We start from the raw sequence: 22156 nt of genomic DNA, 5'->3' as shown, positions 1-22156 counted from the left end.
GGGCGCCCCGCCGTCAGCGGGCGGGGCGCCACCGGGTCGGATTTACTTGGTGGCCAGGTTGATGCCGGGCTCGATCGCCGAGGCGCCCAGGCCCCATTGATCCAGGGCCTCCTGGTAGTAGCCGCTTTCGACCATCACGTTCAGCGCGGCGGCGGTGGCCTCGGCGATGGCGCCGTTGTCCTTCGCCACGGTCATGCCCAGCAGGAAGAACCCGGCCTCGGGCAGGGGCACGTCATCGACGGGCACGCCCTGGGACTTCTGGTAGACGGTGTTGAAGGCCGAGCCTGCGTAGGCGTCGATCCGGCGCGAGATCAGCGCCAGCATCATCGAGGGGGCATCGTCGAAGGCCGACAGCGTCGGGATCTCCAGCCCGGCCTCGGTGCAGACCGTCTCGAAGGTCGAGAAGATGGAATAGGCGCCCTTCACCTCGCCATAGGTCTTGCCGCAGACATCCTCGGCGGTTTCGATCCCCAGCGGGTTGCCCTGGGCCACGACGATGGAGTTATCGGCGCGGATATAGTCGACGAAGGTATAGCTTTCCTGGCGCTCGGCGCTGTCGGCATTGGTCGAGACGGTCAGGTCGATCTGGCCCGAGTCCAGCGCCAGCAGCTGCGAGGCCGTGTTGGGAAAGACCGTGGTGTCGAAGGTGACGCCCATGATCTGCTCCAGCGCCGAGACCAGGTCGGGGGTCAGGCCGCGTACCTCTTCGGCGGTGTCGCCGGGGAAGTTCACCGGCGCGATGCCGTTGGCCAGGGCCACGTCAAGGCTGCCGCTGTCCTGCACCTCGGCGGGCAGCATGGCGAAGATCTCGTCGTTCTTTTCGAAACTGGGGCTGAGCTGGGATTGCTGCGTCAGGTCGGTCAGTTCCTGGGCGTGCAGCGGGGCCGAGACCAGCGCGGTGCTGAGGGTCAGGGCAAGGGCGAGGGGGGCAGTGGCAGTTCTGTAGGTCACGTCGAGGACTCCCTGTGAGGATACGTGCTGAGGCGCGCAAAGGCGCGGGCCGCTGGTTTTTGCTGTGCGGCTTGGTTTCTACAACGTGTCGATATGATTTTGTGAGTCGAGAAAAAGATCGACAATGTGTAGAAAGAATTTCCCTAATGTTGAAATTTCCCGCAGTTGGCACGGCAGGGGGCGCATTTCGGGCGCGCAGGTCGCGCCACCCGGCGCGCAACGGGCGCGTCAGCCTGGATCAGGACAGGGGAAGAGGGGGCGGCGCCGGAGGCTAGGCGCAGGCGCGGGCCCAGGCGACGAAGCGGTCGATCTCGGCCTGGCGCGGGTGATCACGCAGGCAGACGGCCCAGAAGGTGCGGCCGGGCAGGTCCGTCTTGCTCAATCGGATCAGGCGGCCCTCGGCCAGGGCGGAGGCGGCCAGCACACTGGAGGCCAGCACCACGCCCTGACCCGCCAGCGCGGCGTCGATGGCGTTCAGCTCTTCGGAATACTGCTGCGCGATGGCGGGCGGGGTGCTGTCCAGCCCGGCGGCGTGGCACCAGCGCTGCCAGCTGGGCGGGGCCTCGGTGCCGCCGCTCCAGCGGTACTGGATCAGCGGCAGGCGCAGGATATCGGCATCGCCCGGCGCCGCCTGCCGTTGCAGCAGCTCGGGCGCGCAATAGGGGGCCAGGCGATCCTCGAACAGGGGCAGCCACAGATCCGGCCCCCGCGGCTCAGCGGCATAGCGCAGGGCCAGGTCCACCAGATGTTCCGACAGGTCGACCGGGCGGTTGTCGGCCTCGACCTGAAGGTGCAACCCGGTGTCCCGTTGCAGCTGCGGCATCCGCCGCATCAGCCAGAGGCTGGCAAAGGCCAGGGTGACCGAGACGGTCAGCGGGCGGGTCGTGTCGGGCCGCGAGAGCCCGTCGATGGCCCCGGCCATGCGGTCGAAGCTGTCGCGCAGCACCGGGTAAAGGGCCGCCCCCTCGTCGGTCAGCCGCATCGGGCGCGGGTAGCGGTGAAACAGCTTCACCCCCAGGGTTTCTTCCAGCTGGCGCACCTGATGGCTGATCGCGGTCGGCGTCAGGTGTAGCTCGGCGGCGGCCCGGGTGAAATGCAGGTGCCGGGCGGCGGCCTCGAAGGCCCGAAGCGCGTGCAGCGGGGGCAGGCGTCGCATCTGTTCCCTCTCTCGCTGTCGGGGGTCCGCCGGTCGGGCGGGCCGTTCCAGGATGAGTTTCATTCATCCATGCCCTGAAAACATCGCTTTCGCCAGGGATTCCTCGGCTTGCTAGGCAGGGCGCAGACCTAAGAAACAGGAGATCCCCATGCCCACCCTGTTGCGCATCGACGCCAGCGCCCAGCTGGAAGAGCGCTCGCTGACCCGTCACCTGACCGGCCTTTTCACACGAACCTTCCTTGATGGGGCCCCTGGCGCGCGGGTGATCGACCGCGATGTCGGCCAGGTGCCGGTGCCCGCCATCGACCACCGTTTCATCCACGCCGCCTTTACACCGCCCGAGGCGCGCGCGCCCTGGATGGTCGAGCGGCTGGCCTTGTCCGACCGGCTGATCGCCGAGCTGGTGGCGGCGGATGTCATCGTGATGGGGGCGCCGATGTACAACTACGGGATGCCAAGCGCCCTGAAGGCCTGGATCGACCATGTGGCCCGCATCGGCGAGACCTTCTCTTTCGACCTGGCGCGGGGCGATACGCCGATTGCCCCCATCCTGTCGGGCAAGCGGCTGGTCGTGCTGTCGTCGCGCGGCGAGTTCGGCTTTGCCCCCGGCGGGGTGCGGGCCCATCTCAACGCGCTGGATCCGGCACTGGCGGCCTGCGCCCATTACTTCGGGGTGGCCCCGGACCGGATCGACACCGTCGCCATCGAGTATCAGGAGTTCAAGGACGACCGTCACCGCGCCTCGGTCGAGGCTGCCGAGGCGCGCACCCGGGCCCTGGCCAGCGCCCTGGCGCGTCCGGAGGCGCGCGTCGCCTGACAGGCGCCTCTACCCCCCCGCTCGCAGGCCTGATCGCCCGGGGGCGGGGGGCTAGTCGCGGTGCGGCCAGCTTTTGCGCCCGGCAGTCATCCAGGGATAGGCAGCCTCGGCGAAGCGGCGGCCGGTTTCGGTGGCATCGGGGCGGCGCTTGGCCACCGCTGCCGTCAACCCCTCCAGCAGCCCCAGGATCGCGGTCGAGGAGGGCAGTTCGCCATCCGCCGCAGGCGGCACGAAGAGGCTGGTGCGGGCGATGGCGGCCAGGGGCGAGGCCAGGCTGTCGGTGACGGCCAGAACCGGAATGCCGGCCTCGGCTGCAAAGCCCGCGATGCGCAGCGTGTCCGTGTAGTAATGCGGAAAGGCGATGGCGATCACCAGATCGCCGGGGCCGAAGTCGAAGATCTCGCGGATCGCCCCGATCGAGCCGCCGCCATTGCTGGCCACGCTGGCCCGGCAACCTATCATCGACAGGCCGATGGCAAAGATCCCCCCCAGATGCGCCGCCAGATCGAACCCGGCCACATGGATCCGGCCCGCGCCGGTGATCATCTCCACCGCCGCCTCCAGATCCTCGGCGGTCAGCGCCGCCGAGGCGCGGTGCAGCCCCTCGGCATCGCGGGCCAGGGAATGACGGGTGGCCCCCAGGGGGCCGGGCTGGTCCTGCAAGCCCTGCTCGAAGCGGTCATAGGGTTCGAACAACAGCTCGAAGCCCCGGATCAGCTCTGTCTTGAACTCGGCATAGCCCGCGAACCCCAGGGCGGTGGCAAAGCGGTTGGCGGTGGCCACCGAAACCCCGATCTGCGCCACCGCCTCATGGATGCTGAGCCGGGCCACCTTCAGCGGCGCGGCGCGCACCAGTTCGGCGAACTGGCGCTGCGCGGCGGTCAGGCTGGGATAGGCATCCTGAATGCGCCGCGCCACCGAGGTCTGGGCGGGCAGGCCATAGCGCGCGGGGCTTTGCGGGGTCTCATCGCTCATTCAGGCGGCACCTTTTCGACGGGGGGCAGTCTGTTTGCCGGGTTCTCGTAACTTATGGCACATTTTCTGTTGCGCCCTGTAACAATTATCGCAGTTATCGACTCAGATGTAACCTCAGTTACGGGAAACCCGCCGATCATGACACATTTCTCTGACGTCTCGCGCCGCGCCTTCCTGGCCGGCGGTGCTGCCCTTCTGGGGGCCTCCACCCTGCCGCTGCGGGCCGCCGCCGCCGATCTGGTGCCGCTGACCACTGCGCTTGGCTGGATCCCCAATGCCGAATATGCGGGCCTGTGGGTCGCTCTGGCAAACGGCTATTTCGCCGACGAAGGGATCGAGGGCCTTTACACCCCCGGCGGGCCGAACGCCCCCGGCGTGCTGGTGCAACTGGCCGCGGATCAGTGCGATTTCGCCGGCGGCGACTGGATCCCCTTCCTGGAGGCCCGGGCGCGGGGCAATGATTTCATCGTCTTGGGCTGCAACTATCCCACCAGCCCCGCCGCGCTGATGTCGCTGTCGGGGAACCCGGTGCTGACGCCCGAGGATATCGTCGGCAAGCGGATCCTGAGCCAGATGCCCGCCGATGCCAACACCCTGGACTTCGTGCTGACCAAGGCCGGGCTGGAGCCGGGCCAGTACGAGCTGGTCCCCACGGGCTTCTCGCCCGAGCCGCTTCTGGCGGGCGATGGCGACGCCTATATGGCCTATGCCACCAACCAGCCGATCACCTTCGAGAACATGGGCATGACCGCGGGCGAGGATTTCCACGTCACCCTGTTCAGTGACCTGGGTTACACGGTGCCCGGCGCGCCGCTGGTCGCCAAACGCGCCTTCGTCGAGGAAAACCGCGATCTGGTGGTGCATTACCTGCGCGCCCTGACCCGGGGCTGGGTCGAGAACGGCAAGGATCCGTCCCAGGGCGCCCGCCTGGCGGTCGAGACCTACGGTGCCGATTTCGGCCTCGACCTGGCGCAGCAGACCCGCCAGAGCGAGCTGGGCCAGCCGCTGGTCACCGCCCCCGGCGGCCCGGGCCCCTTCTGGTTCGACACCGCGCTGATCGACAGCACCGTCGCCCCGGTGGCTGCCACCGCCGGGATCGAGGCGCCGGTGATCGCCGAGGAAATCGTCGACCTGGGCCCGCTGGAAGAGGCGCTGGCCTCGCTCTGACCCGGGCCGCTGCCTGACCCGACGCGCCACGGAAGGAACGGCCTTCCGTGGCACCCCCTTCTTTCGCCTTCCCGGAGCACCCCCATCATGCCGCCCGTGCCTCCCGATGCCCTTCGCCTCGACGCCGTGTCGAAATCCTTTCGCCTGGATGACGGCAGCAGCGTTACCGCCCTGGACGGGATCGACCTGACCGTGCGCGAGGGCGAGTTCCTGGCCGTGCTGGGCCCCTCGGGCTGCGGCAAAAGTACGGTGTTGCGGCTGATCGCCGGGCTGGAAGAGGCCAGCAGCGGCAAGGTGCAGATCGAGGGCCGCGCCCCCGCCGATCTGGCGGCGGCGCATCGTCTGGGCGTGGCCTTTCAGGATCACGCGCTGCTGCCCTGGCTGAGCGTGGCGCAGAACGTGGCGCTGCCCTACAAGGTGGCGGGCCAGCCGGTGGACCAGGCCCGCGTCGCCGAACTGCTGGCTCTGGTCGGGCTGGACAAGTTCCGCGATGCCCGGCCCAGCCAGCTGTCGGGCGGGATGCGCCAACGTGCCTCGATTGCCCGCGCCCTGATCCTGGACCCGGACGTTCTGTTGCTGGACGAGCCTTTCGGCGCGCTGGACGCGGTGACCCGGCGCCACATGAACGTGGAACTGCAACGGATCTGGAGCGCGCGCACCCTGACCACCCTGCTGGTCACGCATTCGGTGGACGAGGCCCTGTTCCTGGCCGACCGCATCATCGTCATGACCGGCCGCCCGGGCCGCATCCTGCGCGAGGTGCAGGTGCCTTTCCCCCGGCCCCGCGACCCGGCGGTGCTGCGCACGTCTGAGTTCCACGCCCTGGTGGACGAGCTGACACTGGCGTTGGAGCCGCAGGAGGCCGCGCAATGATCCGCCGCGTCCATGTGCAACGCTTCGGCCCGCCGGTTCTGGGCGTGGCGCTGTTCTGCCTGGCCTGGGAGGGGATCGGGATCTACCGCCTGGCCGGGCTGACCTGGCCGCCGCTGACCGCCGTGCTGGCCTATCTGGCCGATCCGGGCCATCACCGCCTGCTGGGCCGCGCCGCCAGCACCACCTTTGCCGCCGTCGGCCTGGGCTACGGGCTGGGTCTGGCCCTGGGGCTGGGCCTGGCGCTGCTGGTGCGGCTGATCCGCCCGGCGCGCGAGGGGATCGACCGCTTTGTCGCCCTGGTCCATGCCACCCCGGCCATCGCCTTGGCGCCGGTCTTCATGATCGCCATGAGCCGCGAGGCGATCCCCTCGGCCCTGGCGGCCCTGGCGGTGACCTATCTGGTCTATGTGGCCGCCACCTCGGGGCTGGAGGCCGTGCGGGCGCAACACCACGACCTCTTTCGCACCCTGGGGGCGAAACCGCTGGGCACCTTCTGGCGGCTGGAGCTGCCCTCGGCCCTGCCGGCGCTGGCCTCGGGGCTGAAGCTGGCCATTCCGGTGGCCTTCATGGGGGCGATCGTGGGCGAATGGTTCGGCGCCTCGCGGGGGCTGGGCCTGCTGATGATCTCGGCCATGCAGAATTTCCAGATCCCCCTGCTGTGGGCGGCGGTGCTGCTGACCACGCTGACCTCGCTGTTGCTCTACGGGGCCATGACCCTGGTCGAGACGGCGGTGCACCGGAGGTTCCGATGATCCTTTCTTCTGCCTCTTCCCGCCGCCCGGGCCTGTTGCGGCGGCTCTTGTCGCGCAACTGGGCGGTGCTGTTGATGCTGGCGCTGTGGCAGGGCTGGGTCAGCCTGGCCGGGCTGAATTCCATCGTGCTGCCGGCGCCCGGACCGGTCATGCGCGACGTGCTGGGCCATCCGGGCCTCTACCTGGGCAATGCCGCCCAGACCCTGGCCACCGCCGCCGCCGGTGTGGCCATCGGCCTGGTCCTGGGCGCGCTGGTGGCGCTGGCCGCCTGGGCCTCGCGGCTGCTGTCTGGCCTGCTGACCCCGCTGGGGCTGATCTTTTCCTCGGTGCCGGTGGTGGCGCTGATCCCGATCCTGGCGCGGGTGCTGGGCTACGACATCTCTACCGTGGTGGCCATCGTCGCCGTCTCGGCCTTCTTTCCCACCTTCGTCTTCGTCGGCGCGGGTCTGCGCGACCTGCCGCGCGGCGCCGAGGATCTTTTCGGTGTGCTGGGGGCCGGGCGCCGCGCCCGGCTGCGCCATCTGGTGCTGCCCGCCGCCGTGCCCAACGTGATGATCGCCCTGCGCCTGACCGTCCCCGAGGGCGTCCTGGCCGCCATCCTGGCCGAGTTCCTGATGGGCCGCAGCGGCCTGGGCTTCATGTTCCGCGAGGCCGCCAGCCGCTTCGCCATGGAGCGCGCGCTTGGCACCTCGCTGGTGGTCACCCTGGCCGCCGTCCTTTGTTTTTCCCTTGCGCACCGGGCCGAACGCGTCGTCAGGACGCGCTGGTCGTAAGCGCCGTATCCAACGGAGTGATCCATGATCAACGTACAACAACCCCCCGATCCCTGGCAGCGCACCACGACGGAACATGGCTTTTACGCCGATGAGGTGATCTCGGCCCTGCAAAAGTGCCTGCGTCGCGCCATGCTGGAGAACGCCATCCTGCTGGGCTGGGAGATGTTCCTGACCAGCCCCGAGATGGAAGAGATGATGTGGTCGCGCCTTTGCGTGATCGCGGTCGAGGACGTGGGCACCGGCAATACCCAACTGCCGGTCCTGGTCGAGACCCTGTACCAGCAGCACAAGCGCTATCCCCGTCCGGCGGGTGACCGTTTCCTCTTTGCCGCCCAGGCCATCCGCCTGATCGCCGGGTCGGAAAAGGAACGCACGGCGGACGATCTGGTGAACTGGGCCCGCCGCTCGGTCGAGCTGGGCGAACGCCTGCCCGAGATCCCCGATGTGGCGCTGGACATGCACACCCGGCGCGGCCAGGAGATGGGGCGCGACTACCGCTTCTTCATGGAGGAGGCCTCGACGGTGGTGCCCGAGAAGGCCGACAAGGATCAGACCTGGCGCGACTGGATCCTGGCGGCTCTGGACGCGGGGAAGCTGAAGTGACCCCGACGCACAAGGTCTACCTGGCCGGGCCCGATGTCTTCTTTCGCAACGCGTCAGAGGTGATGCGGATCAAGGGCGAAATGGCGCTGGAGCATGGCTTCTACCCCTCGACCCTGGCCGAGGACGGCAACGCCCTGGGCGGCGACACGCCCTTTGAGTTTGGCGTCTCCATCGCCCTGGCCAATGAGGCCATGATGGATCAAAGCGATTTCATCATCGCCAATCTGACGCCCTTCCGGGGCATTTCGGCCGACATCGGCACGGCGTTCGAGGTGGGCTACATGCGCGCCCAGGGCAAGCCCTGCTTTGCCTATTCCAACACCGGGCGCGACTACTACACCCGCCTGACCGAGGACTATTACGCCGGGGGCCCCTTCGAGGCCGACGGCGATCTGACCCGGGCCGCAGACGGGCTGATGATCGAGAACCACGGGATGCGCGACAACCTGATGCTGGACGGGGCGGTGGATCGCTCGGGCGGGGCCTTCGTGGCCCAGGACGCGCCGGGGCCGGACCTGCTGGGCGATCTCGACGCCTTCCGCGCGGTGCTGGCGAAGGCGCGGGCCTTCTTCGACCAGGCCGCCTGAAAAGGAAAACGGGGCCCCGGCGGGCCCCGTTTTGTTTCTGAAATTCAGGTCCGCGCTGCCGGGCCGGGCGCCCAGGGGCGCGGGCCAGAGGGCAGGGGGGGATCAGTCGGCGTTGTCGCCGTCGCTGTCGTCCAAGGATTTGCGGCCTTGGGTCAGGCCGCGGCCCAGCCACAGTGCCATCAGCTCGGACCGGCTGCGCACGCCATATTTGCGGAAGATCCGCTTCACATGGCCATGGGTCGTGTGACGGCTTTGGTTGGCGACCTCGGCGATGGCCTTCTCGCTCAGCCCGTCCAGCAAGCCGCGCAGCACCAGCCGCTCGGCCTCGGTCAGGGGGGTGGGGACGATGCCCATCCCCTCGGTCAGCATCTGCTGGCGGAAGAACCAGCGCAGCCCGCGCAGGCTGAAGGTCGCGATCTCGCGGTCGCGCGGGGAGAAGACGGGCTGGTCCGGGCCGCGATGCAGGCCCACATGGACCTCGGCATAGTCACACAGCGGAATGCTGATCCACAGCGAGTCGCTGCGGCCGATGTCGCGGTAGAACTCGGCATAGCCACGGCCCTGGAACCATTCGGTATCCACCAGCTCTTCGAGGGAATGGACGCGGAACCGCCCCGCGCCCCGCGCCGCGTTCACCGCGGTTTGGTCGGGGTCGCCCTTTTCCATCTCGCGGATCGCCTGGCGGATGCGTTCGAAGGCCACCGGATCCACGGGCCAGGCGTCCAGCAGGCGGGGCCGCCAGCCCAGCATCGGATCGCTGGCACCGGGCTCTTCGATTCGGGCCGAGCCGACCCATTCGGCGGTGCGCGCGCCCGTCAGGCCGATCAATGTCTTCAGCAGATGCTGGCGTGCCTCGGGGGCGCGACTGGCCTCGAAATCGGCCAGTTGGTCCCACAGGGCGTAGACGTCATCGTGCCAGCGATTCAGGAGTTCGCCCGGAGCGGCGTCCGGTTCGTTGAGCGTGTCATGTAACATGGCCTCCCTCCGTGCCTTCAGGGAAAAATACTTAACAGGTGTTTGAAATGGTTTCAGCACGAAAGCGTATGCTGAATTGCAACTATGGGGAGATAATGGGATGCAAGAAGGGCCCGCCGGTTGTCCGGCGGGCCCTGGTCATTGTATCGCAGAGCGATTAGTTCGTGCCATCGCCGAACACAGCGCCGGTGATGGCGGCGGTGACGGTGCTGGTGTTGATTGCACCGGCTGCGGTGGTGCCGACTTCGCCGATGGAACCGTTGCCGGAGAAGTTGATCGAGGCGGTGCCGATGATTTCACCGGTGTTGGCTGCGATCTGCTCGACGCTGATGCCGGTGCCGGCTGCCAGGGCGTAGTCGGCCGCGGAGTCGGTGGAGCTGGTGGCTGCCGAGGAGCTGGAGTCGATCATGCCAGCGGTTTCGGTCAGGTCCACGGTACCGTTGTTGACGGCACCCAGAGCGGTTGCGGAAACGTCGCCGAGGTCGACGGTGGTCGCGCCGATTTCACCGGCGAAGGCGCCTTCGGTGATGACGGAGTTGTCTTCGAACCAGTCGATGGCCAGAGCACCTTCGGTGGCTTCGCTTGCGCCGGTGTTGGCGGCGCTGCTTGCGAAGCTTGCACTACCTGCGGCATCCAGGATGTCGTTGGTGGTGGTCGAGAAGTCACCGGCCAGGCTGCCGCCTGCGGAACCGTCGACGGTGATGTCGATGGAGCCGTCGATGGTGGCGTCGTTGCCGGCGATCGAGCTGATCAGAGCCGACACTTCTTCGTCGGTGTCTGCGATCAGGGTGTTGATGCTGGGGATCACCTGAGCGTTGCCGGCGACCGGCAGAACTGCGACGGCACCGAGCAGGGCCGCGACGGTAAGTTTGTTGCGAAGCATAATTATCTTCCTCCAGAGTTGGTTGGCCCTGCCACCCAAGGGCCGAAAAAGTGTCTTTGGTGGCTTCCCCCGTCCCGTACCAGGCAAGGAAATCTCTTCAGTAGGATCAGGCGTCCGAAAGCGGGGCGTCTGCGTCGGCAAGGCCGGGCGCAAGCACCTCCTGCGTGTCCTCAACCTCTTCCGTCACGGTCTGATCCTGGCCCCCGATGGGGGCGTTGGCGTGCACGATGGCCCGGTCTTCGGGGGTCGTCGTGCGAATGTCTGCTCGGTCCTCGGTGGCCTCTGCCTGAGGGGCCTCGGGCGCTTGCGTCGTCACGCGCGCCTCTTCCTTCGGCGCGGGTTCGGCCTCGGGCAGGATCAGCGGGTCTGCCACCGCCGTCTCTGCCGCGACCGGCACCGTTGCCGGGTCTGATTGCTGTGCCGCGGGCGCCGCGCTGGCCTGGGTCTCGGCTTCGACCGGGGCCACGGGTTCGGCCTGAGGCGCAACCTTGGCCTCGGCCGTGGGCGCAGGCGCCGGGGTGGCCGGGGCAGGCTGGGCGGTCTCGGCCGGGGCGGCCGCCAGGGCCTCCTCGGCCGCACGCTCGGCTGCGGCCTTCTCCGCGGCTGCGGTGGTTTCGGCTTCGGCGGCGGCCTGGGCTTCGGCCTCGGCGGCCTCCGCTGCGGCGGCTTCAGCTTCGGCCTCGGCGGCCTGGGCCTGGGCCTCGCGGGCCTCTTGCAGCATGTTCAGCTGTTCGCCCGAGGTCTTGGTGCCGGTGATCCCGCCGACTTCGTCGTCGATCAGCGCGCTGCATTCCTCGTATTTCGCCGGCGGCATCAGCTGCGTCAGCAACTCGTAGGTCGCCAGGTACAGCATCTGCCGCAGCGCCATGTTCAGCGCCTCGCGGCGCTGCACGCCCGCGTCCATGTTGACCAGGGTGGTGCCGAAGAAGCGGTGCGTGAAGGCGCCGGTCTCGTCCGAGAAGATCTGCTTTTGCAGCGGGATATTGGCCACGACCTGGCCATTGGCCGCATTGGTCACAGCCAGGTCCATGCCCACCAGGATGCGGTTCTGGCGGTACTGCGGACCCACGCCGCTGACCCCCAGCGAGACGCCGCCCCCGGGGATGAAGTCGAGGGTGTTGACGCTGCCGCTGATGAACAGGTTCACCGGCATCTGACCCTTGATGTCGCGCAGACCCCAGCGGGCCTCGGTCTGGGGGATGCCCATGGATCGGCGGTTGATCACGGTCACGCCGGATTTGAACAGGGCCGATTGCACGATGTCCGAAGCGCCCTGGCTGACATATTTGCCGGCGCCGCCGTCGTTATAGCTTTCGCGCCCGGTCAGATCCGGGATCGGGCCGACGCTGAAGGCCAGTTGCTTCGAAATGCGGCTATCCAGGCAATGCAGCGCCTGGTCGATGGGCGTCACGACGTCCTGGATCGGCGGACCTTCCAGAAGCTCCAGGTTCTTGCTGGGCGGCGTACATGCCGCCAGCGCCACCAGTCCGGCGGCGCCTGCGATCTTCGAGAAAAGCCTTGCCGTCACTGTCAGCACCCCGATGCGCCACCGACGGAGGAATTGCCGCCGGAAATGTCGAAGCCGCTGGAGCTGCCAATGTTGATGCTGCCGTTCTGGCATCCCTGCGACGAGGAAGAGTTATTGACGTCCACGTTGTTGCCGGTGCCGTCGACATTGATCTCGGTGGTCGAGTTGTTGACCGAGCCCACGGTGTAGGAGTCATTCCCCGAGTTCTCGCCGGTGCGGTATTCGATATCGGCATTGCTGCCGTCGCCGACGTACACGTCACCGACCGAGCTGTCGTAGACGGTGGTGTTGTTGTAGGTGGTCGAATTCGCCCCGAAGGTCTCGTAATACCCCTCTTCGGCGCGTTTGATCATGTCGGCCTGGCTGGTGTTGGCCAGCCGGTTGGTCGGCGAGGAGAACGAGTAGGACCCGGTCCAGGAGGACGCAGACGAGTTCTGCGCCATCCCCGCATGGGGGAGGGCGAGAAACACAGCGATGACAGCCGGAGAGAGACGCATGGAAAGCTCCCGCGTTGAAGGATAGCTGAAGGAAGGCGTGGCTCGGACTTGTTAGTCCGAGCTCGAGGATTGGTCGCCAGAGGTGGCGCCGGTTCCGCCGTTGCCTGCCGAAGAGCTCTGATCCCCCGCGCTGGCGCTTGCCGAGGCTCCGCCCGGACCGGCGCTTGCAGTGCTGGATTCATCGTTAGAGCTGTCGGAAGCGCTGGACTGAGAGCCGCCGGCATCGGCGCTGGCGTCGCTCTGCTCATCCGGATCGCCGGGATCCTGCGGATCAGGGTCCTGCGGATCGGGATCTTGCGGATCGGGATCCTGGGGATCCGGATCCTGCGGATCGCCCGGCGTCAGATCATCATCATCCGGATCCAGCGCCGCGCTGACCCCGGCCACTTCGCAGCTGTCGCCCGCGATCATCGGCTCGGCCAGAATGGGCGCTCCGGATTTGGTATAGAAGACAGCTTGCTCTCGTTCGTCGCAAGTCATGCCTTTCGGCGCGCAGGCGGCCACGGTCAAACCGGCCCCCAGCAGAAACAGGACACGCATGAATTTCCCCCAAATAAATTACAGGCAGTCTTCTTGGATGAAAAACCCCCCGATCCGCGCTCGCACCAATGGCAGACGGTACGCGCTTTGCAGATGCCGAATTGATACGCTCTGGCGTCAAAATCGGACAACACCCCTAATAAGGGGTATTTGCACTTTTCCACAGACAAGATGTTGATTTTAGGAGGGGTTGGAACAGTCAGCAGTCAAGCAAAAGCAAGGGGTTCCGGGCTGTTGTTGAGGTTGTAGGTGTATTTGCAATGTCTCATTTTTAATAGTGGGTATACCATGTGTCTCCGGTGAAAACGGGGGGTGCGAGGTGACGTAGGGGCATGTCGTGTGCCCGGAACAATGGCTGCGCGGCTGTCTGACGAGTCAGGAGAAGCTGAACAGAACCTTCCGTTTTGTGCTTTGCGGACGAATTTGTCCGCTTTGGCGCGAAAAGATGCGCAATGGATTTCACTTTCTCTTCTCGCTCGGGGTTGGCGCCCCTGTCGCAGCACTGTGCCGGGCGTCGCCGGATTTCTGCGGCCCCGGACCGGGCGAAGCGCTTTCTTAACGCCTCGGCGCTAGGTGGGGCGGGCGCTAGCGGAGGGCCGCATGACATCCTTTCTGGGCTATTTCGGATCGAACCTGCGCCGGGCCATGCTCCTGGCGGTTGGTGTGCCGGCGCTGGGCGCGCTTCTGGCAGGAGGGATGCTGATCGCGGTCAACGGCCAGGCCTATGGCCACGCGCTGCGGATGCGCGGGCTGTTGGAGCTGACCGGGGCGGTGATGGCTGGGATGCAAGAGCAGCAGATGCTGCTGAGCGAGGGGCGGCAGGCCGCGTCGGGGCCGCGCCCCTGGGACGCACAGGCGGCGCCTTTGCCGCCCGAGGTGGCAAAGGCCCTCTCCAGCTATATCGATCAGCGCGCCGCGCTTTTGCCCGAGGTCGGCACAGGGGGCGCCGACGCGGCAGAGGCCCTGGCCAGGCTGGACGGGGCGGCGATGCGGATCCTGCATGGGGTGGCGGCGGCCAGCCGGGACGCGGGCAGCGCAGCGGGCCTGCCCGCGCTGCTGGCCCTGCTGACGGCGGGCGCCGAGGGGGCGCAGCGCCGCCTGGCCCTGGCGGCCGAACAGACAGAGGCGGCGGGGGCCGCCGATGCGCGACGGGCGGCGGCGCTTGCGCTTTACTCCGGCATGGCCGCGGCCCAGGGGCTGCCCGGCCCGCTGGCGCCGGATCTCACCCGCGCGGCGTTGCATCAGACGCAGGGGGCGGTGCTGACGCGGCTGCAAGAGGGCAATCGCGCCATCCTGCGCCGGCGGCTGATCTTCCTGGGGCTGGACCTGGCGGCCCTGGGGCTGGGCCTGCCGCTGGCGCTGTGGTTCACCTCCGCCGCGCTGCGCGGTGTGTTGCGTGACGTCGACGCGGTGACAGGGGCCGCCAGCCAGATGGCTGCGGGCCAGCTGAAGGTGCCGATCCCGCCGGCCCGCATTCAGGACATGCGCCGTATCGGCGAGGCGCTTGGTCTCTTCCGGCAAAGCATCCTGGAGGGGCAGGCCCGGGCCGAGGCCGCCGCAACCGACGCCGCCGCCACCCGCGCCGGGCGCGGCCAGGACACGATGCGCGCCACGATCGCCGCCATGGCCGAGGTGCAAGCCTCTTCGGCGCGGATCGGCAAGGCGCTGGATCTGATTGAGGATATTTCCTTTCAAACCAACCTTTTGGCCCTAAATGCCGGGGTCGAGGCGGCGCGGGCGGGTGAGGCGGGGCGCGGCTTTGCCGTGGTCGCCGCCGAGGTGCGCGAACTGGCCCGCCGCTCGGCCATCGCGGCGCAGGATATCGCCGGGATCACCGCCACCTCGACCCGCAACGTGGCGCGCGGTGCCGACAGCGTGGCCCAGGCGGGGACAGCCCTGGAAGAGATCGCCCAGGGCATCGTCGACCTGCTGGATCGGATCGACCATATCGCCCGCGCGACCAGTGAAAGCCAGGGCGCGATCCAGGAGATCACCCGCACCACGGGCGAGCTGGACGAGGCGACGCAGCGCAATGCCGAGCTGTTCGCCGTCACCACCGGCGCGGTTGCGGCCCTGCGGCAAGAGGCCGATCAGCTGGTCGCCGCCGTCGCGGCCTTTCGTATCGACGGGGCGCCGGGTCTGGCAGAGGGCGCCCGCCGTTGCGCCTGACACGGCCCGCAGTTCGGGCCGCAGGGGGCGACTCGGTGGGGGCGGGCGCGCGGTGTGACCCTGGCCCCGGGGCCGCCGCGCCCTTCGATCATTTGATCAAACCCATTTTCTCCCCCCGGTCCCTAGCTTACACTCGGCCCCGACCCGCCGGCACCGACCCGGCGCCAGCACAAGGGGCGCGCCATGGATATTCTGACGATCAACGACCGGCCCGGGGCCTATCCCGCCAGCTGGTACGCGGCCACGGCCCAGGCGCCCGGCCCCTTCGCCCGGGCCGAGGGCGAGATCCGCTGCGATGTCTGCGTCGTGGGCGGCGGTTTCGCGGGGCTGTCGGCGGCGCTGCACCTGGCGCGCCAGGGCCTGCGGGTGGTGCTGATCGAGGCCAACCGCCTGGGCGGCGGCGCCTCGGGGCGCAATGGTGGCCAGGTGGGCACCGGCCAGCGCGTGGAACAGCCCGAGCTGGAGGGCCTGGTGGGCGAGACCCGGGCGCGCGAGCTGTGGCAACTGGGCCTCGACTCGGTCGATCTGGTGCGCGATCTGATCACCGAGAGCGGCGAGGATTGCCAGATGGCCCCCGGCATCCTGCACGCCGATCACCGCGCCCGTTATACCGCCCATAGCCGCGCCTTCGTCGAACATCTGCACACCCGCTACGGCTATGACAAGATCCGCTTTCTGGACCGAGAGGCGGTGCGGGCCGAGGTCGGCTCGGACGACTACGTTTCCGGCGCGCTGGACATGGGGGGCTTTCACGTCCACCCGCTGCGCTATGCCTTCGCCCTGGTCCGGCTGGCGCAGGCGGCGGGCGCGCAGCTGCACGAGGGGTCGCGGATGACCGCCCTGACCCCGGGGGCCAAGGGCCAGCCCGCGCAGGTCACCACCGAGGCCGCGCGCATCACCGCCGATCACGTGATCCTCGGCCTCAATGGCTATCACAACAATATCGCCGCGCCGCTGGCCCAGCGGGTGATGCCGATCAACAATTTCATCGCCGTCACCGAGCCCCTGGGCGAGGGGGCTGCCCGGGCGCTGATCGCCAACAACCACGCCGTGGCCGACAGCCGCTTTGTCATCAACTATTTCCGCCTGTCGCCGGATCACCGCATGGTCTTTGGCGGCGGCGAAAGCTACGGCTACCGCTTCCCCGCCGACATCGCCGCCAAGGTGCGGGCGCCCATGCTGAAGGTCTTTCCGCAGCTGAAGGAGGCCCGCATCGACTATGCCTGGGGCGGCACCCTGGGCATCACCATGTCCCGCCTGCCGCATTTCGACAGGCTGGGCGACAATGTGCTGTCGGTGGCGGGCTTCTCGGGGCATGGGGTGGCGATGGCGACGCTTGCGGGCCGCATGGCGGCGCAGGCCGTGGCAGGGCAGGCGGGGCAGTTCGACCTCATGGCGGGCCTGCCCACGGCGCCCTTCCCGGGGGGCAAACGCCTGCGCTCGCCACTCTTGGCGCTGGCGATGCTGTGGTACGCGATGCGCGACCGGCTGTGACCGCTTGCACCCCGGGCGCCTCCGCGAAAGGATGGGCGGGACAGGAGGTGCGACGATGACCAGCTATAACCAGCCGCTCGGCGGAAACGACATGCCCCGTTTCGGCGGCCCGGCCACGATGATGCGCCTGCCCGCGGCGGACAGCGCGGCGGGGCTGGATGCGGCCTTCCTCGGCATCCCGATGGACATCGGCACCTCGAACCGCCCGGGCACCCGCCTTGGCCCGCGCCAGATCCGCGACGAAAGCCGGATGCTGCGCCCCTACAACATGGCCACCGGCGCCGCGCCCTTCGAGCGGATGCAGGTGGCCGACCTGGGCGACGTGCCGATCAACACCTTCGACCTGAAGAAATCGGTCGAGATCATCGCCACCCATTACGCCGAGGTGCTGTCGCAGGGCTGCGTCCCCCTGACCCTGGGCGGCGATCACACCCTGACCTGGCCGATCCTGCGCGCCATGCGCGACCGTCACGGCCCCGTCGCCCTGATCCATGTGGACGCTCATGCCGACATCAACGACGAGATGTTTGGCGAAAAGGTCGCCCATGGCTGCCCCTTCCGCCGCGCCTGGGAAGAGGGCTGTTTGCAGAACGACAAGGTGTTCCAGATCGGGTTGCGCGGCACCGGCTATGCGCCCGAGGATTTCGACTGGGGCCGCGAGAAGGGCTGGCGTGTGGTGCAGGCGGAAGAGTGCTGGTGGAAATCCCTGACGCCCCTGATGGCGGAGGTGCGCGAGGTCATCGGCGATGCGCCCTGCTACCTCTCCTTCGACATCGACAGCCTGGACCCCGCCTTTGCCCCGGGCACCGGCACCGTCGAACCCGGCGGGCTGACCACCTGGCAGGCGCTGGAGATCGTGCGCGGCTGTGCCGGTCTCAACCTCGTCGGCGGCGATCTGGTCGAGGTCTCGCCCCCCTATGATCCCACGGGCAATACCGCCCTGATCGCGGCCAACCTGCTGTACGAGATGCTTTGCGTCCTGCCCTGAGCTGCCCGCCTTGCGGCGCCCTGCGCCCCGGTGCATCCTGCCGCCATGGCAGAGCCCGCAACACCCCCCGACACCGCGCCCCCCCGTATCCGCATTCGCCTGGATTACGGCGACGGCGCCGTGATGGGCCCGGGCAAGGCCGAGCTGATGGAGGGCATCGCCCGCACCGGCTCTATCGCCGCGGCGGGCCGTGCCATGGGCATGAGCTACAAGCGCGCCTGGCAGCTGGTCGAGGCGATGAATGCGATGTTTTCCCAACCTCTTGTCCTGTCCTCGCGCGGCGGGGCCAAGGGCGGCGGCGCGCATCTGACGGAAACCGGCGAGACGGTTCTGGCGGCCTTTCGCGCCCTGGAAGAGGCCGCGCGCCAGGCCGGGGCCCCGGCGCTGGCGCAGCTGGACGCCCTGCGGGGCGATATGTCCGACGGAAAATAACGCTTGGCTTTTCGTCGGGCGCTTGCGATATGTTTGTCGAAACATAACGAAATCCGATTGGGGGTGCCCCATGTCCTTCCTGCGCCCGGCCCTGGCCGCTATCCTTCTCTCTGCCGCGCCGGTCCTGGCCTCGGCGCAAGAGGTCACGCTTTTCGCGGCCGCCTCGCTGAAAACCGCGATGGACCGGCTGGAACCCGCGTTCGAGGCGGCCACCGGCGCCGATCTGCGGGTCTCTTTGGCGGGCTCTTCGGCCCTGGCGCGGCAGATCCAGCAGGGGGCCCCGGCGGATGTCTTCATCTCGGCGAACAGCGCCTGGATGGATCAGCTGGAGGGGGAGGGGCGGATCGCCCCCGAGACGCGGCGCGATCTTCTGGGCAATCGCATCGTCCTGGTGGGGCCCGAGGGCGCCCAACCGGTCGAGCTGAGCCCGGCGCTCGACCTCGACGCGCTTTTGGCCGACGGGCCGCTGGCCATGGCCCTGGTCGATGCGGTGCCCGCCGGGATCTATGGTCGCGCGGCGCTCACATCCCTGTCGCTGTGGGAGGGGGTCGAGCCCCGGGTCGCCCAGGCCGACAATGTCCGCGCCGCCCTGGCTCTGGTGGCCTTGGGCGCGGCGCCGCTGGGCGTGGTCTATGCCACCGATGCGGCGGCGGAACCGCGCGTCAGCGTCCTGGCGCAGTTCCCCGAAGACAGCCACGAGCCGATCCGCTATCCCATGGCGGCAACGGTGGACGGCACCAGCCCGCGGGCCGCCGATCTTCTGGCCTTCCTCGCAGGGCCCGAGGCGCGGGAGATCTTCGAGGCCGAGGGGTTCACATGGCTGGCCGACTGACATGACAGACTGGCTTGGCCCGGCGGAATGGCAGGCCCTGACCCTGTCTCTGAAAGTGGCCTTCTGGGCCATGCTGGCCAGCCTGCCGCCGGGCCTTCTGGCCGCCTATGCCCTGTCGCGCTGGCGCTTTCCGGGTCGGCAGCTGCTGAACCTGCTGATCCACCTGCCGCTGGTGCTGCCACCGGTGGTGACGGGCTATCTGCTGCTTTTGACCTTCGGGCCGCGCGCCCCCCTTGGGGCGGCGCTGGCCGATCTGGGCATCATCTTTGCCTTCCGCTGGACCGGCGCCGCCTTGGCCGCCGCGATCATGGGCTTTCCCCTGCTGGTGCGCGCCATCCGCCTGTCGCTGGACGCGGTAGATCCCAAGCTGGAAGAGGCCGCCGCCACCCTGGGCGCCTCGGCCCCGGCGCGGTTCGTCACCGTCACCCTGCCGCTGATCCTGCCCGGCGTGCTGGCGGGCGCCGTGCTGTCCTTCGCCAAGGCGATGGGAGAGTTCGGCGCCACCATCACCTTTGTGTCGAACATTCCCGGGGCGACCCAGACCCTGCCCTCGGCGATCTATGCCTTCCTCCAGGTGCCCGGGCAGGAAGGCGCGGCGCTGCGCCTGGTGGCCCTGTCGGTGGCCCTGGCCCTGGGGGCGCTGCTGCTATCGGAACTGCTGGCGCGCCGGGTGGCGCGACGGGTGGCGGGACGATGAGCCTGTCGGTCGCCCTGCGCCACGACTTCGGCGGTTTCTCCCTCGATCTGGCCTTCGAGGCGCCGCCGGGCCTGACGGTGCTGTTCGGCCGCAGCGGGTCGGGCAAGACCAGCGTGATCAAGGCGGTGGCGGGGCTGCTGCGGCCCGACGCGGGCCGCATCGCCACGCCCGACCGGGTGCTTTTCGACAGCGCTAAGGGCCGCGTGCTGCCCGTCCACCGCCGCCGCATCGGCTATATCTTCCAGGAACCGCGCCTTTTCCCGCACCTCACCGTGCGCCGCAACCTGACCTATGGCCGCCGCTTCGCGCCTGGGCGCGGCGATGTGGCCGAAGTCGACCGCGTGGTCGAGATGCTGGGCCTCGGGCCGCTCTTGGCGCGCCGTCCCGGCGCCCTTTCGGGGGGCGAGCAATCGCGGGTCGCCATTGGCCGTGCCCTGCTCTGCGCCCCCGAGATCCTGCTGGCGGATGAGCCGCTGGCAGCTCTCGACGAGGCCCGCAAGGAAGAGATCCTGCCCTATTTCGAGCGCCTGCGGGACGAGACCGATATCCCCATCCTCTACGTCAGCCATGCGGTGGCCGAGGTGGCGCGGCTGGCCAGTTGGGTGGTGGCGCTGGAACAGGGGCGCATCACCCGCGCGGGCCCGGCGGTCGAGGTTTTCGCCGACCCCGCCTTCGCCGCCACCGGGGGCCGCGACGCGGGCGCGCTGATCGAGGCGCGCATCCTGACACACCATGCCGACGGTCTGACAGAGGTGCAGGCGGGGGACGCGCGGTTTTACCTGCCGCAGACGCCGGGGCAGCCGGGGCAGGGGCTGCGCCTGCGCATCGCCGCCCAGGATGTGATGCTGGCGCGCGAGGCGCCCCGGGGCCTTTCGGCGCTGAACATCCTGCCCGGCATCGTCACCGAGATCGGCCAGGGCACAGGCCCCGGCGTGCTGATCCGCCTGACCACCCCGGCGGGCCCGATCCTGGCCGCCATCACCCGCCGATCGCTGGCCGCCATGGGGCTGACCACGGGCACCCCCTGCCATGCGATCATCAAATCCGTGGCCATCGCGCCGCGCCAGGGGCCGGGCGCGGGCTAGTCTCATCCGACAGCCAGAAATGCTCCCGCCGGAGGCCCCCGCCCGCCAAAGGCAAACGGCCCGCAGGATCTCTCCTACGGGCCGCCGAATACACCAGGAAAACCGCTTAGGCGTTCCAGGCCTTATCTTCGCCGTTCACCTCGACCCGGGTCGGCAGGCCGATCTTGTCTAGGATGGTGAAGAAGGGCTTGGGGTCCATTTCCTCGACGTTCTTCATCGTCTTGGCGTCCCACTCGCCCGAGGCCACCAGCATGGCCGCGGCCACGGGCGGCACACCGGCGGTGTAGGAAATGCCCTGGCTGCCCACTTCCTCGTAGGCTTCCTTGTGGTCGGCGACGTTGTAGACGAAAACCTCGACCTCCTGGCCGTCCTTCGTGCCCTTCACCAGATCCCCGATGCAGGTCTTGCCGGTGTAATCGGGCGCCAGCGACGACGGATCGGGCAGGCAGGCCTTCACCACCTTCAGCGGCACCACTTCCTGGCCCTCGGCGGTGGTCACGGGCTGTTCCGACAAGAGGCCGATGTTCTTCAGCACGGTGAAGACGTTGATGTAATGCTCGCCAAAGCCCATCCAGAAGCGCACGTCGGCCTGGGGGTAGTTGGTGGCCAGCGAATGCACCTCGTCATGGCCCGACTGATAGGCCCGCTGGGTGCCGACCACGGGCAGATCCCAATCGCGGCCAGAGGCGAACATGGTCGTCTCTTTCCACTGCTGGTCTTCCCAGTAGTAGACCACCCCGGTGAATTCGCGGAAGTTGATTTCGGGGTCGAAGTTGGTCGCGAAATAGCGCCCGTGGCTGCCCGCGTTGATGTCGACGATGTCGATGGATTTGACCTCATCCATGTATTCGTCGATGGCAAAGCGCGCGAAGGCGTTGACCACGCCCGGGTCGAAACCCGCGCCCAGGATGGCGGTCACGCCCTTCTCGGCGCAGAGGTCGCGCTTTTTCCACTCGTAGTTGGCATACCACGGCGGGGTTTCGCAGATCTTGTCGGGCTCTTCGTGGATCGCCGTGTCGATATAGGCGGCACCCGTCTCGATACAGGCGTCCAGCACCGACATGTTCACAAAGGCGGTGCCCACGTTGATCACGATCTGCACGTCCAGATCGCGGATCAGGGCGGCGGTGGCGGCCACGTCCAGCGCATCCAGCGCGTGGGATTTGAAAACGCCGTCGACCTTCATCGCGCCCTTCTCCTCGACCGAGGCAAGAATGGCGTCGCATTTCGATTTCGTCCGGCTGGCGATGTGAAGATCACCAAGAACATCGTTGTTCTGGGCGCATTTATGCGCCACGACCTGGGCGACGCCGCCGGCGCCGATGATGAGGACATTGCGTTTCATCAGTTCGGGAAACCCCCTTTTGTTCAGGTTGGTC

The 22156-nt window shown here is 68.3% G+C and carries 23 protein-coding genes; 14 read left to right on the top strand and 9 right to left on the bottom strand.

All coding sequences use genetic code 11. The features are described from left to right. Positions 1–42 precede the first annotated feature (42 nt). Together ACRARE_RS19380 and ACRARE_RS19375 are read right to left on the bottom strand one after the other, a co-directional pair. On the bottom strand, positions 43–951 hold the full coding sequence (locus tag ACRARE_RS19380; protein ID WP_432658122.1) for a transporter substrate-binding domain-containing protein: 909 nt from the start codon (positions 949–951) through the stop codon (positions 43–45). Positions 952–1222: 271 nt separating this feature from the next. Continuing rightward, the gene (locus ACRARE_RS19375) at positions 1223–2107 is read right to left on the bottom strand and encodes a LysR substrate-binding domain-containing protein (RefSeq protein WP_432658121.1); all 885 of its coding nucleotides are present in this window, start codon (positions 2105–2107) and stop codon (positions 1223–1225) included. A 148-nt stretch (positions 2108–2255) separates the two neighbouring features. Here ACRARE_RS19375 and ACRARE_RS19370 point away from each other — a divergent pair, with 148 nt between their 5' ends. After that, positions 2256–2924, top strand: coding sequence for an FMN-dependent NADH-azoreductase (locus tag ACRARE_RS19370; protein WP_432658120.1), 669 nt, complete (start codon positions 2256–2258; stop codon positions 2922–2924). 51 nt (positions 2925–2975) lie between these two features. Here ACRARE_RS19370 and ACRARE_RS19365 read toward each other — a convergent pair whose 3' ends face one another. Further along, entirely contained in the window at positions 2976–3899 is a 924-nt protein-coding gene (locus ACRARE_RS19365; RefSeq protein WP_432658119.1) for a MurR/RpiR family transcriptional regulator, read from the bottom strand. Between the two features lie 138 nt (positions 3900–4037). On the opposite strand from ACRARE_RS19365, the gene ACRARE_RS19360 reads away from it, so the two are divergent. From ACRARE_RS19360 to ACRARE_RS19335, 6 genes are all read left to right on the top strand, one after another. Beyond that, complete coding sequence (locus ACRARE_RS19360) at positions 4038–5066, top strand: ABC transporter substrate-binding protein (protein ID WP_432658118.1); 1029 nt, start codon at positions 4038–4040, stop codon at positions 5064–5066. 87 nt (positions 5067–5153) lie between these two features. Next, the gene (locus ACRARE_RS19355) at positions 5154–5939 is read left to right on the top strand and encodes an ABC transporter ATP-binding protein (protein ID WP_432658117.1); all 786 of its coding nucleotides are present in this window, start codon (positions 5154–5156) and stop codon (positions 5937–5939) included. After that, positions 5936–6691, top strand: coding sequence for an ABC transporter permease (locus ACRARE_RS19350; RefSeq protein WP_432658116.1), 756 nt, complete (start codon positions 5936–5938; stop codon positions 6689–6691). Before ACRARE_RS19355 ends, ACRARE_RS19350 begins: the two co-directional genes overlap by 4 nt. Next, complete coding sequence (locus ACRARE_RS19345) at positions 6688–7464, top strand: ABC transporter permease (protein WP_432658115.1); 777 nt, start codon at positions 6688–6690, stop codon at positions 7462–7464. Before ACRARE_RS19350 ends, ACRARE_RS19345 begins: the two co-directional genes overlap by 4 nt. Before the next feature lie 24 nt (positions 7465–7488). Continuing rightward, a complete protein-coding gene (locus tag ACRARE_RS19340; RefSeq protein WP_432658114.1) occupies positions 7489–8070 on the top strand; it encodes an AAA family ATPase in 582 nt (193 codons plus the stop codon). Then, positions 8067–8657 carry a nucleoside 2-deoxyribosyltransferase gene (locus tag ACRARE_RS19335; protein WP_432658113.1) on the top strand — a complete coding sequence of 197 codons (591 nt, stop codon included), beginning with the start codon at positions 8067–8069 and terminating at the stop codon, positions 8655–8657. The genes ACRARE_RS19340 and ACRARE_RS19335 overlap by 4 nt, the downstream gene beginning before the upstream one ends. Before the next feature lie 102 nt (positions 8658–8759). On the opposite strand, the gene ACRARE_RS19330 is transcribed toward ACRARE_RS19335, so the two are convergent. From ACRARE_RS19330 to ACRARE_RS19310, 5 genes are all read right to left on the bottom strand, one after another. Then, positions 8760–9632, bottom strand: coding sequence for a helix-turn-helix transcriptional regulator (locus tag ACRARE_RS19330; RefSeq protein ID WP_432658112.1), 873 nt, complete (start codon positions 9630–9632; stop codon positions 8760–8762). Between the two features lie 157 nt (positions 9633–9789). Continuing rightward, the gene (locus ACRARE_RS19325) at positions 9790–10515 is read right to left on the bottom strand and encodes a hypothetical protein (RefSeq protein WP_432658111.1); all 726 of its coding nucleotides are present in this window, start codon (positions 10513–10515) and stop codon (positions 9790–9792) included. A 106-nt stretch (positions 10516–10621) separates the two neighbouring features. Beyond that, on the bottom strand, positions 10622–12043 hold the full coding sequence (locus tag ACRARE_RS19320) for a CsgG/HfaB family protein (protein WP_432658110.1): 1422 nt from the start codon (positions 12041–12043) through the stop codon (positions 10622–10624). A gap of 2 nt (positions 12044–12045) precedes the next feature. Next, the gene (locus tag ACRARE_RS19315) at positions 12046–12513 is read right to left on the bottom strand and encodes a hypothetical protein (RefSeq protein ID WP_432658109.1); all 468 of its coding nucleotides are present in this window, start codon (positions 12511–12513) and stop codon (positions 12046–12048) included. A 78-nt stretch (positions 12514–12591) separates the two neighbouring features. Then, positions 12592–13080: a hypothetical protein gene (locus tag ACRARE_RS19310; RefSeq protein WP_432658108.1), complete on the bottom strand. Its 489-nt coding sequence runs from the start codon at positions 13078–13080 to the stop codon at positions 12592–12594. A 600-nt stretch (positions 13081–13680) separates the two neighbouring features. On the opposite strand from ACRARE_RS19310, the gene ACRARE_RS19305 reads away from it, so the two are divergent. From ACRARE_RS19305 to modC, 7 genes are all read left to right on the top strand, one after another. Next, a complete protein-coding gene (locus ACRARE_RS19305; RefSeq protein WP_432658107.1) occupies positions 13681–15249 on the top strand; it encodes a methyl-accepting chemotaxis protein in 1569 nt (522 codons plus the stop codon). Positions 15250–15432: 183 nt separating this feature from the next. Continuing rightward, a complete protein-coding gene (locus tag ACRARE_RS19300; protein ID WP_432658106.1) occupies positions 15433–16743 on the top strand; it encodes an NAD(P)/FAD-dependent oxidoreductase in 1311 nt (436 codons plus the stop codon). Positions 16744–16798: 55 nt separating this feature from the next. Beyond that, the gene (gene speB / locus ACRARE_RS19295; RefSeq protein WP_432658105.1) at positions 16799–17731 is read left to right on the top strand and encodes an agmatinase; all 933 of its coding nucleotides are present in this window, start codon (positions 16799–16801) and stop codon (positions 17729–17731) included. 45 nt (positions 17732–17776) lie between these two features. Beyond that, the gene (locus ACRARE_RS19290; RefSeq protein WP_432658104.1) at positions 17777–18163 is read left to right on the top strand and encodes a winged helix-turn-helix domain-containing protein; all 387 of its coding nucleotides are present in this window, start codon (positions 17777–17779) and stop codon (positions 18161–18163) included. A gap of 70 nt (positions 18164–18233) precedes the next feature. Further along, positions 18234–18995, top strand: a complete 762-nt coding sequence (gene modA, locus ACRARE_RS19285) for a molybdate ABC transporter substrate-binding protein (protein WP_432658103.1) — start codon at positions 18234–18236, stop codon at positions 18993–18995. 1 nt (position 18996) lies between these two features. After that, positions 18997–19692, top strand: a complete 696-nt coding sequence (gene modB / locus ACRARE_RS19280) for a molybdate ABC transporter permease subunit (protein ID WP_432658102.1) — start codon at positions 18997–18999, stop codon at positions 19690–19692. Beyond that, positions 19689–20777 carry a molybdenum ABC transporter ATP-binding protein gene (gene modC / locus ACRARE_RS19275; protein ID WP_432658101.1) on the top strand — a complete coding sequence of 363 codons (1089 nt, stop codon included), beginning with the start codon at positions 19689–19691 and terminating at the stop codon, positions 20775–20777. Before modB ends, modC begins: the two co-directional genes overlap by 4 nt. Before the next feature lie 106 nt (positions 20778–20883). Here modC and ACRARE_RS19270 read toward each other — a convergent pair whose 3' ends face one another. Further along, positions 20884–22122 carry a saccharopine dehydrogenase family protein gene (locus ACRARE_RS19270; protein WP_432658100.1) on the bottom strand — a complete coding sequence of 413 codons (1239 nt, stop codon included), beginning with the start codon at positions 22120–22122 and terminating at the stop codon, positions 20884–20886. Between the last annotated feature and the right edge of the window lie 34 nt (positions 22123–22156).

The sequence above is a fragment of the Pseudooceanicola aquaeponti genome, from assembly GCF_050897975.1.
Lineage (GTDB): Bacteria > Pseudomonadota > Alphaproteobacteria > Rhodobacterales > Rhodobacteraceae > Pseudooceanicola.
The sequence above is the reverse complement of the archived record's forward strand: the minus strand, read 5'-3'. Positions and strand labels throughout refer to the sequence as shown.

Excerpts from the sequence above, each read along its gene's own strand:
- ACRARE_RS19375 (WP_432658121.1), bottom strand. The coding sequence starts at position 2,107 with ATGCGACGCCTGCCCCCGCTGCACGCGCTTCGGGCCTTCGAGGCCGCC.
- ACRARE_RS19370 (WP_432658120.1), top strand. The coding sequence starts at position 2,256 with ATGCCCACCCTGTTGCGCATCGACGCCAGCGCCCAGCTGGAAGAGCGC.
- ACRARE_RS19365 (WP_432658119.1), bottom strand. The coding sequence starts at position 3,899 with ATGAGCGATGAGACCCCGCAAAGCCCCGCGCGCTATGGCCTGCCCGCC.
- ACRARE_RS19360 (WP_432658118.1), top strand. The coding sequence starts at position 4,038 with ATGACACATTTCTCTGACGTCTCGCGCCGCGCCTTCCTGGCCGGCGGT.
- ACRARE_RS19355 (WP_432658117.1), top strand. The coding sequence starts at position 5,154 with ATGCCGCCCGTGCCTCCCGATGCCCTTCGCCTCGACGCCGTGTCGAAA.
- ACRARE_RS19350 (WP_432658116.1), top strand. The coding sequence starts at position 5,936 with ATGATCCGCCGCGTCCATGTGCAACGCTTCGGCCCGCCGGTTCTGGGC.
- ACRARE_RS19345 (WP_432658115.1), top strand. The coding sequence starts at position 6,688 with ATGATCCTTTCTTCTGCCTCTTCCCGCCGCCCGGGCCTGTTGCGGCGG.
- ACRARE_RS19340 (WP_432658114.1), top strand. The coding sequence starts at position 7,489 with ATGATCAACGTACAACAACCCCCCGATCCCTGGCAGCGCACCACGACG.
- ACRARE_RS19330 (WP_432658112.1), bottom strand. The coding sequence starts at position 9,632 with ATGTTACATGACACGCTCAACGAACCGGACGCCGCTCCGGGCGAACTC.
- ACRARE_RS19325 (WP_432658111.1), bottom strand. The coding sequence starts at position 10,515 with ATGCTTCGCAACAAACTTACCGTCGCGGCCCTGCTCGGTGCCGTCGCA.
- ACRARE_RS19310 (WP_432658108.1), bottom strand. The coding sequence starts at position 13,080 with ATGCGTGTCCTGTTTCTGCTGGGGGCCGGTTTGACCGTGGCCGCCTGC.
- ACRARE_RS19305 (WP_432658107.1), top strand. The coding sequence starts at position 13,681 with ATGACATCCTTTCTGGGCTATTTCGGATCGAACCTGCGCCGGGCCATG.
- ACRARE_RS19300 (WP_432658106.1), top strand. The coding sequence starts at position 15,433 with ATGGATATTCTGACGATCAACGACCGGCCCGGGGCCTATCCCGCCAGC.
- speB (WP_432658105.1), top strand. The coding sequence starts at position 16,799 with ATGACCAGCTATAACCAGCCGCTCGGCGGAAACGACATGCCCCGTTTC.
- ACRARE_RS19290 (WP_432658104.1), top strand. The coding sequence starts at position 17,777 with ATGGCAGAGCCCGCAACACCCCCCGACACCGCGCCCCCCCGTATCCGC.
- modA (WP_432658103.1), top strand. The coding sequence starts at position 18,234 with ATGTCCTTCCTGCGCCCGGCCCTGGCCGCTATCCTTCTCTCTGCCGCG.
- modB (WP_432658102.1), top strand. The coding sequence starts at position 18,997 with ATGACAGACTGGCTTGGCCCGGCGGAATGGCAGGCCCTGACCCTGTCT.
- modC (WP_432658101.1), top strand. The coding sequence starts at position 19,689 with ATGAGCCTGTCGGTCGCCCTGCGCCACGACTTCGGCGGTTTCTCCCTC.
- ACRARE_RS19270 (WP_432658100.1), bottom strand. The coding sequence starts at position 22,122 with ATGAAACGCAATGTCCTCATCATCGGCGCCGGCGGCGTCGCCCAGGTC.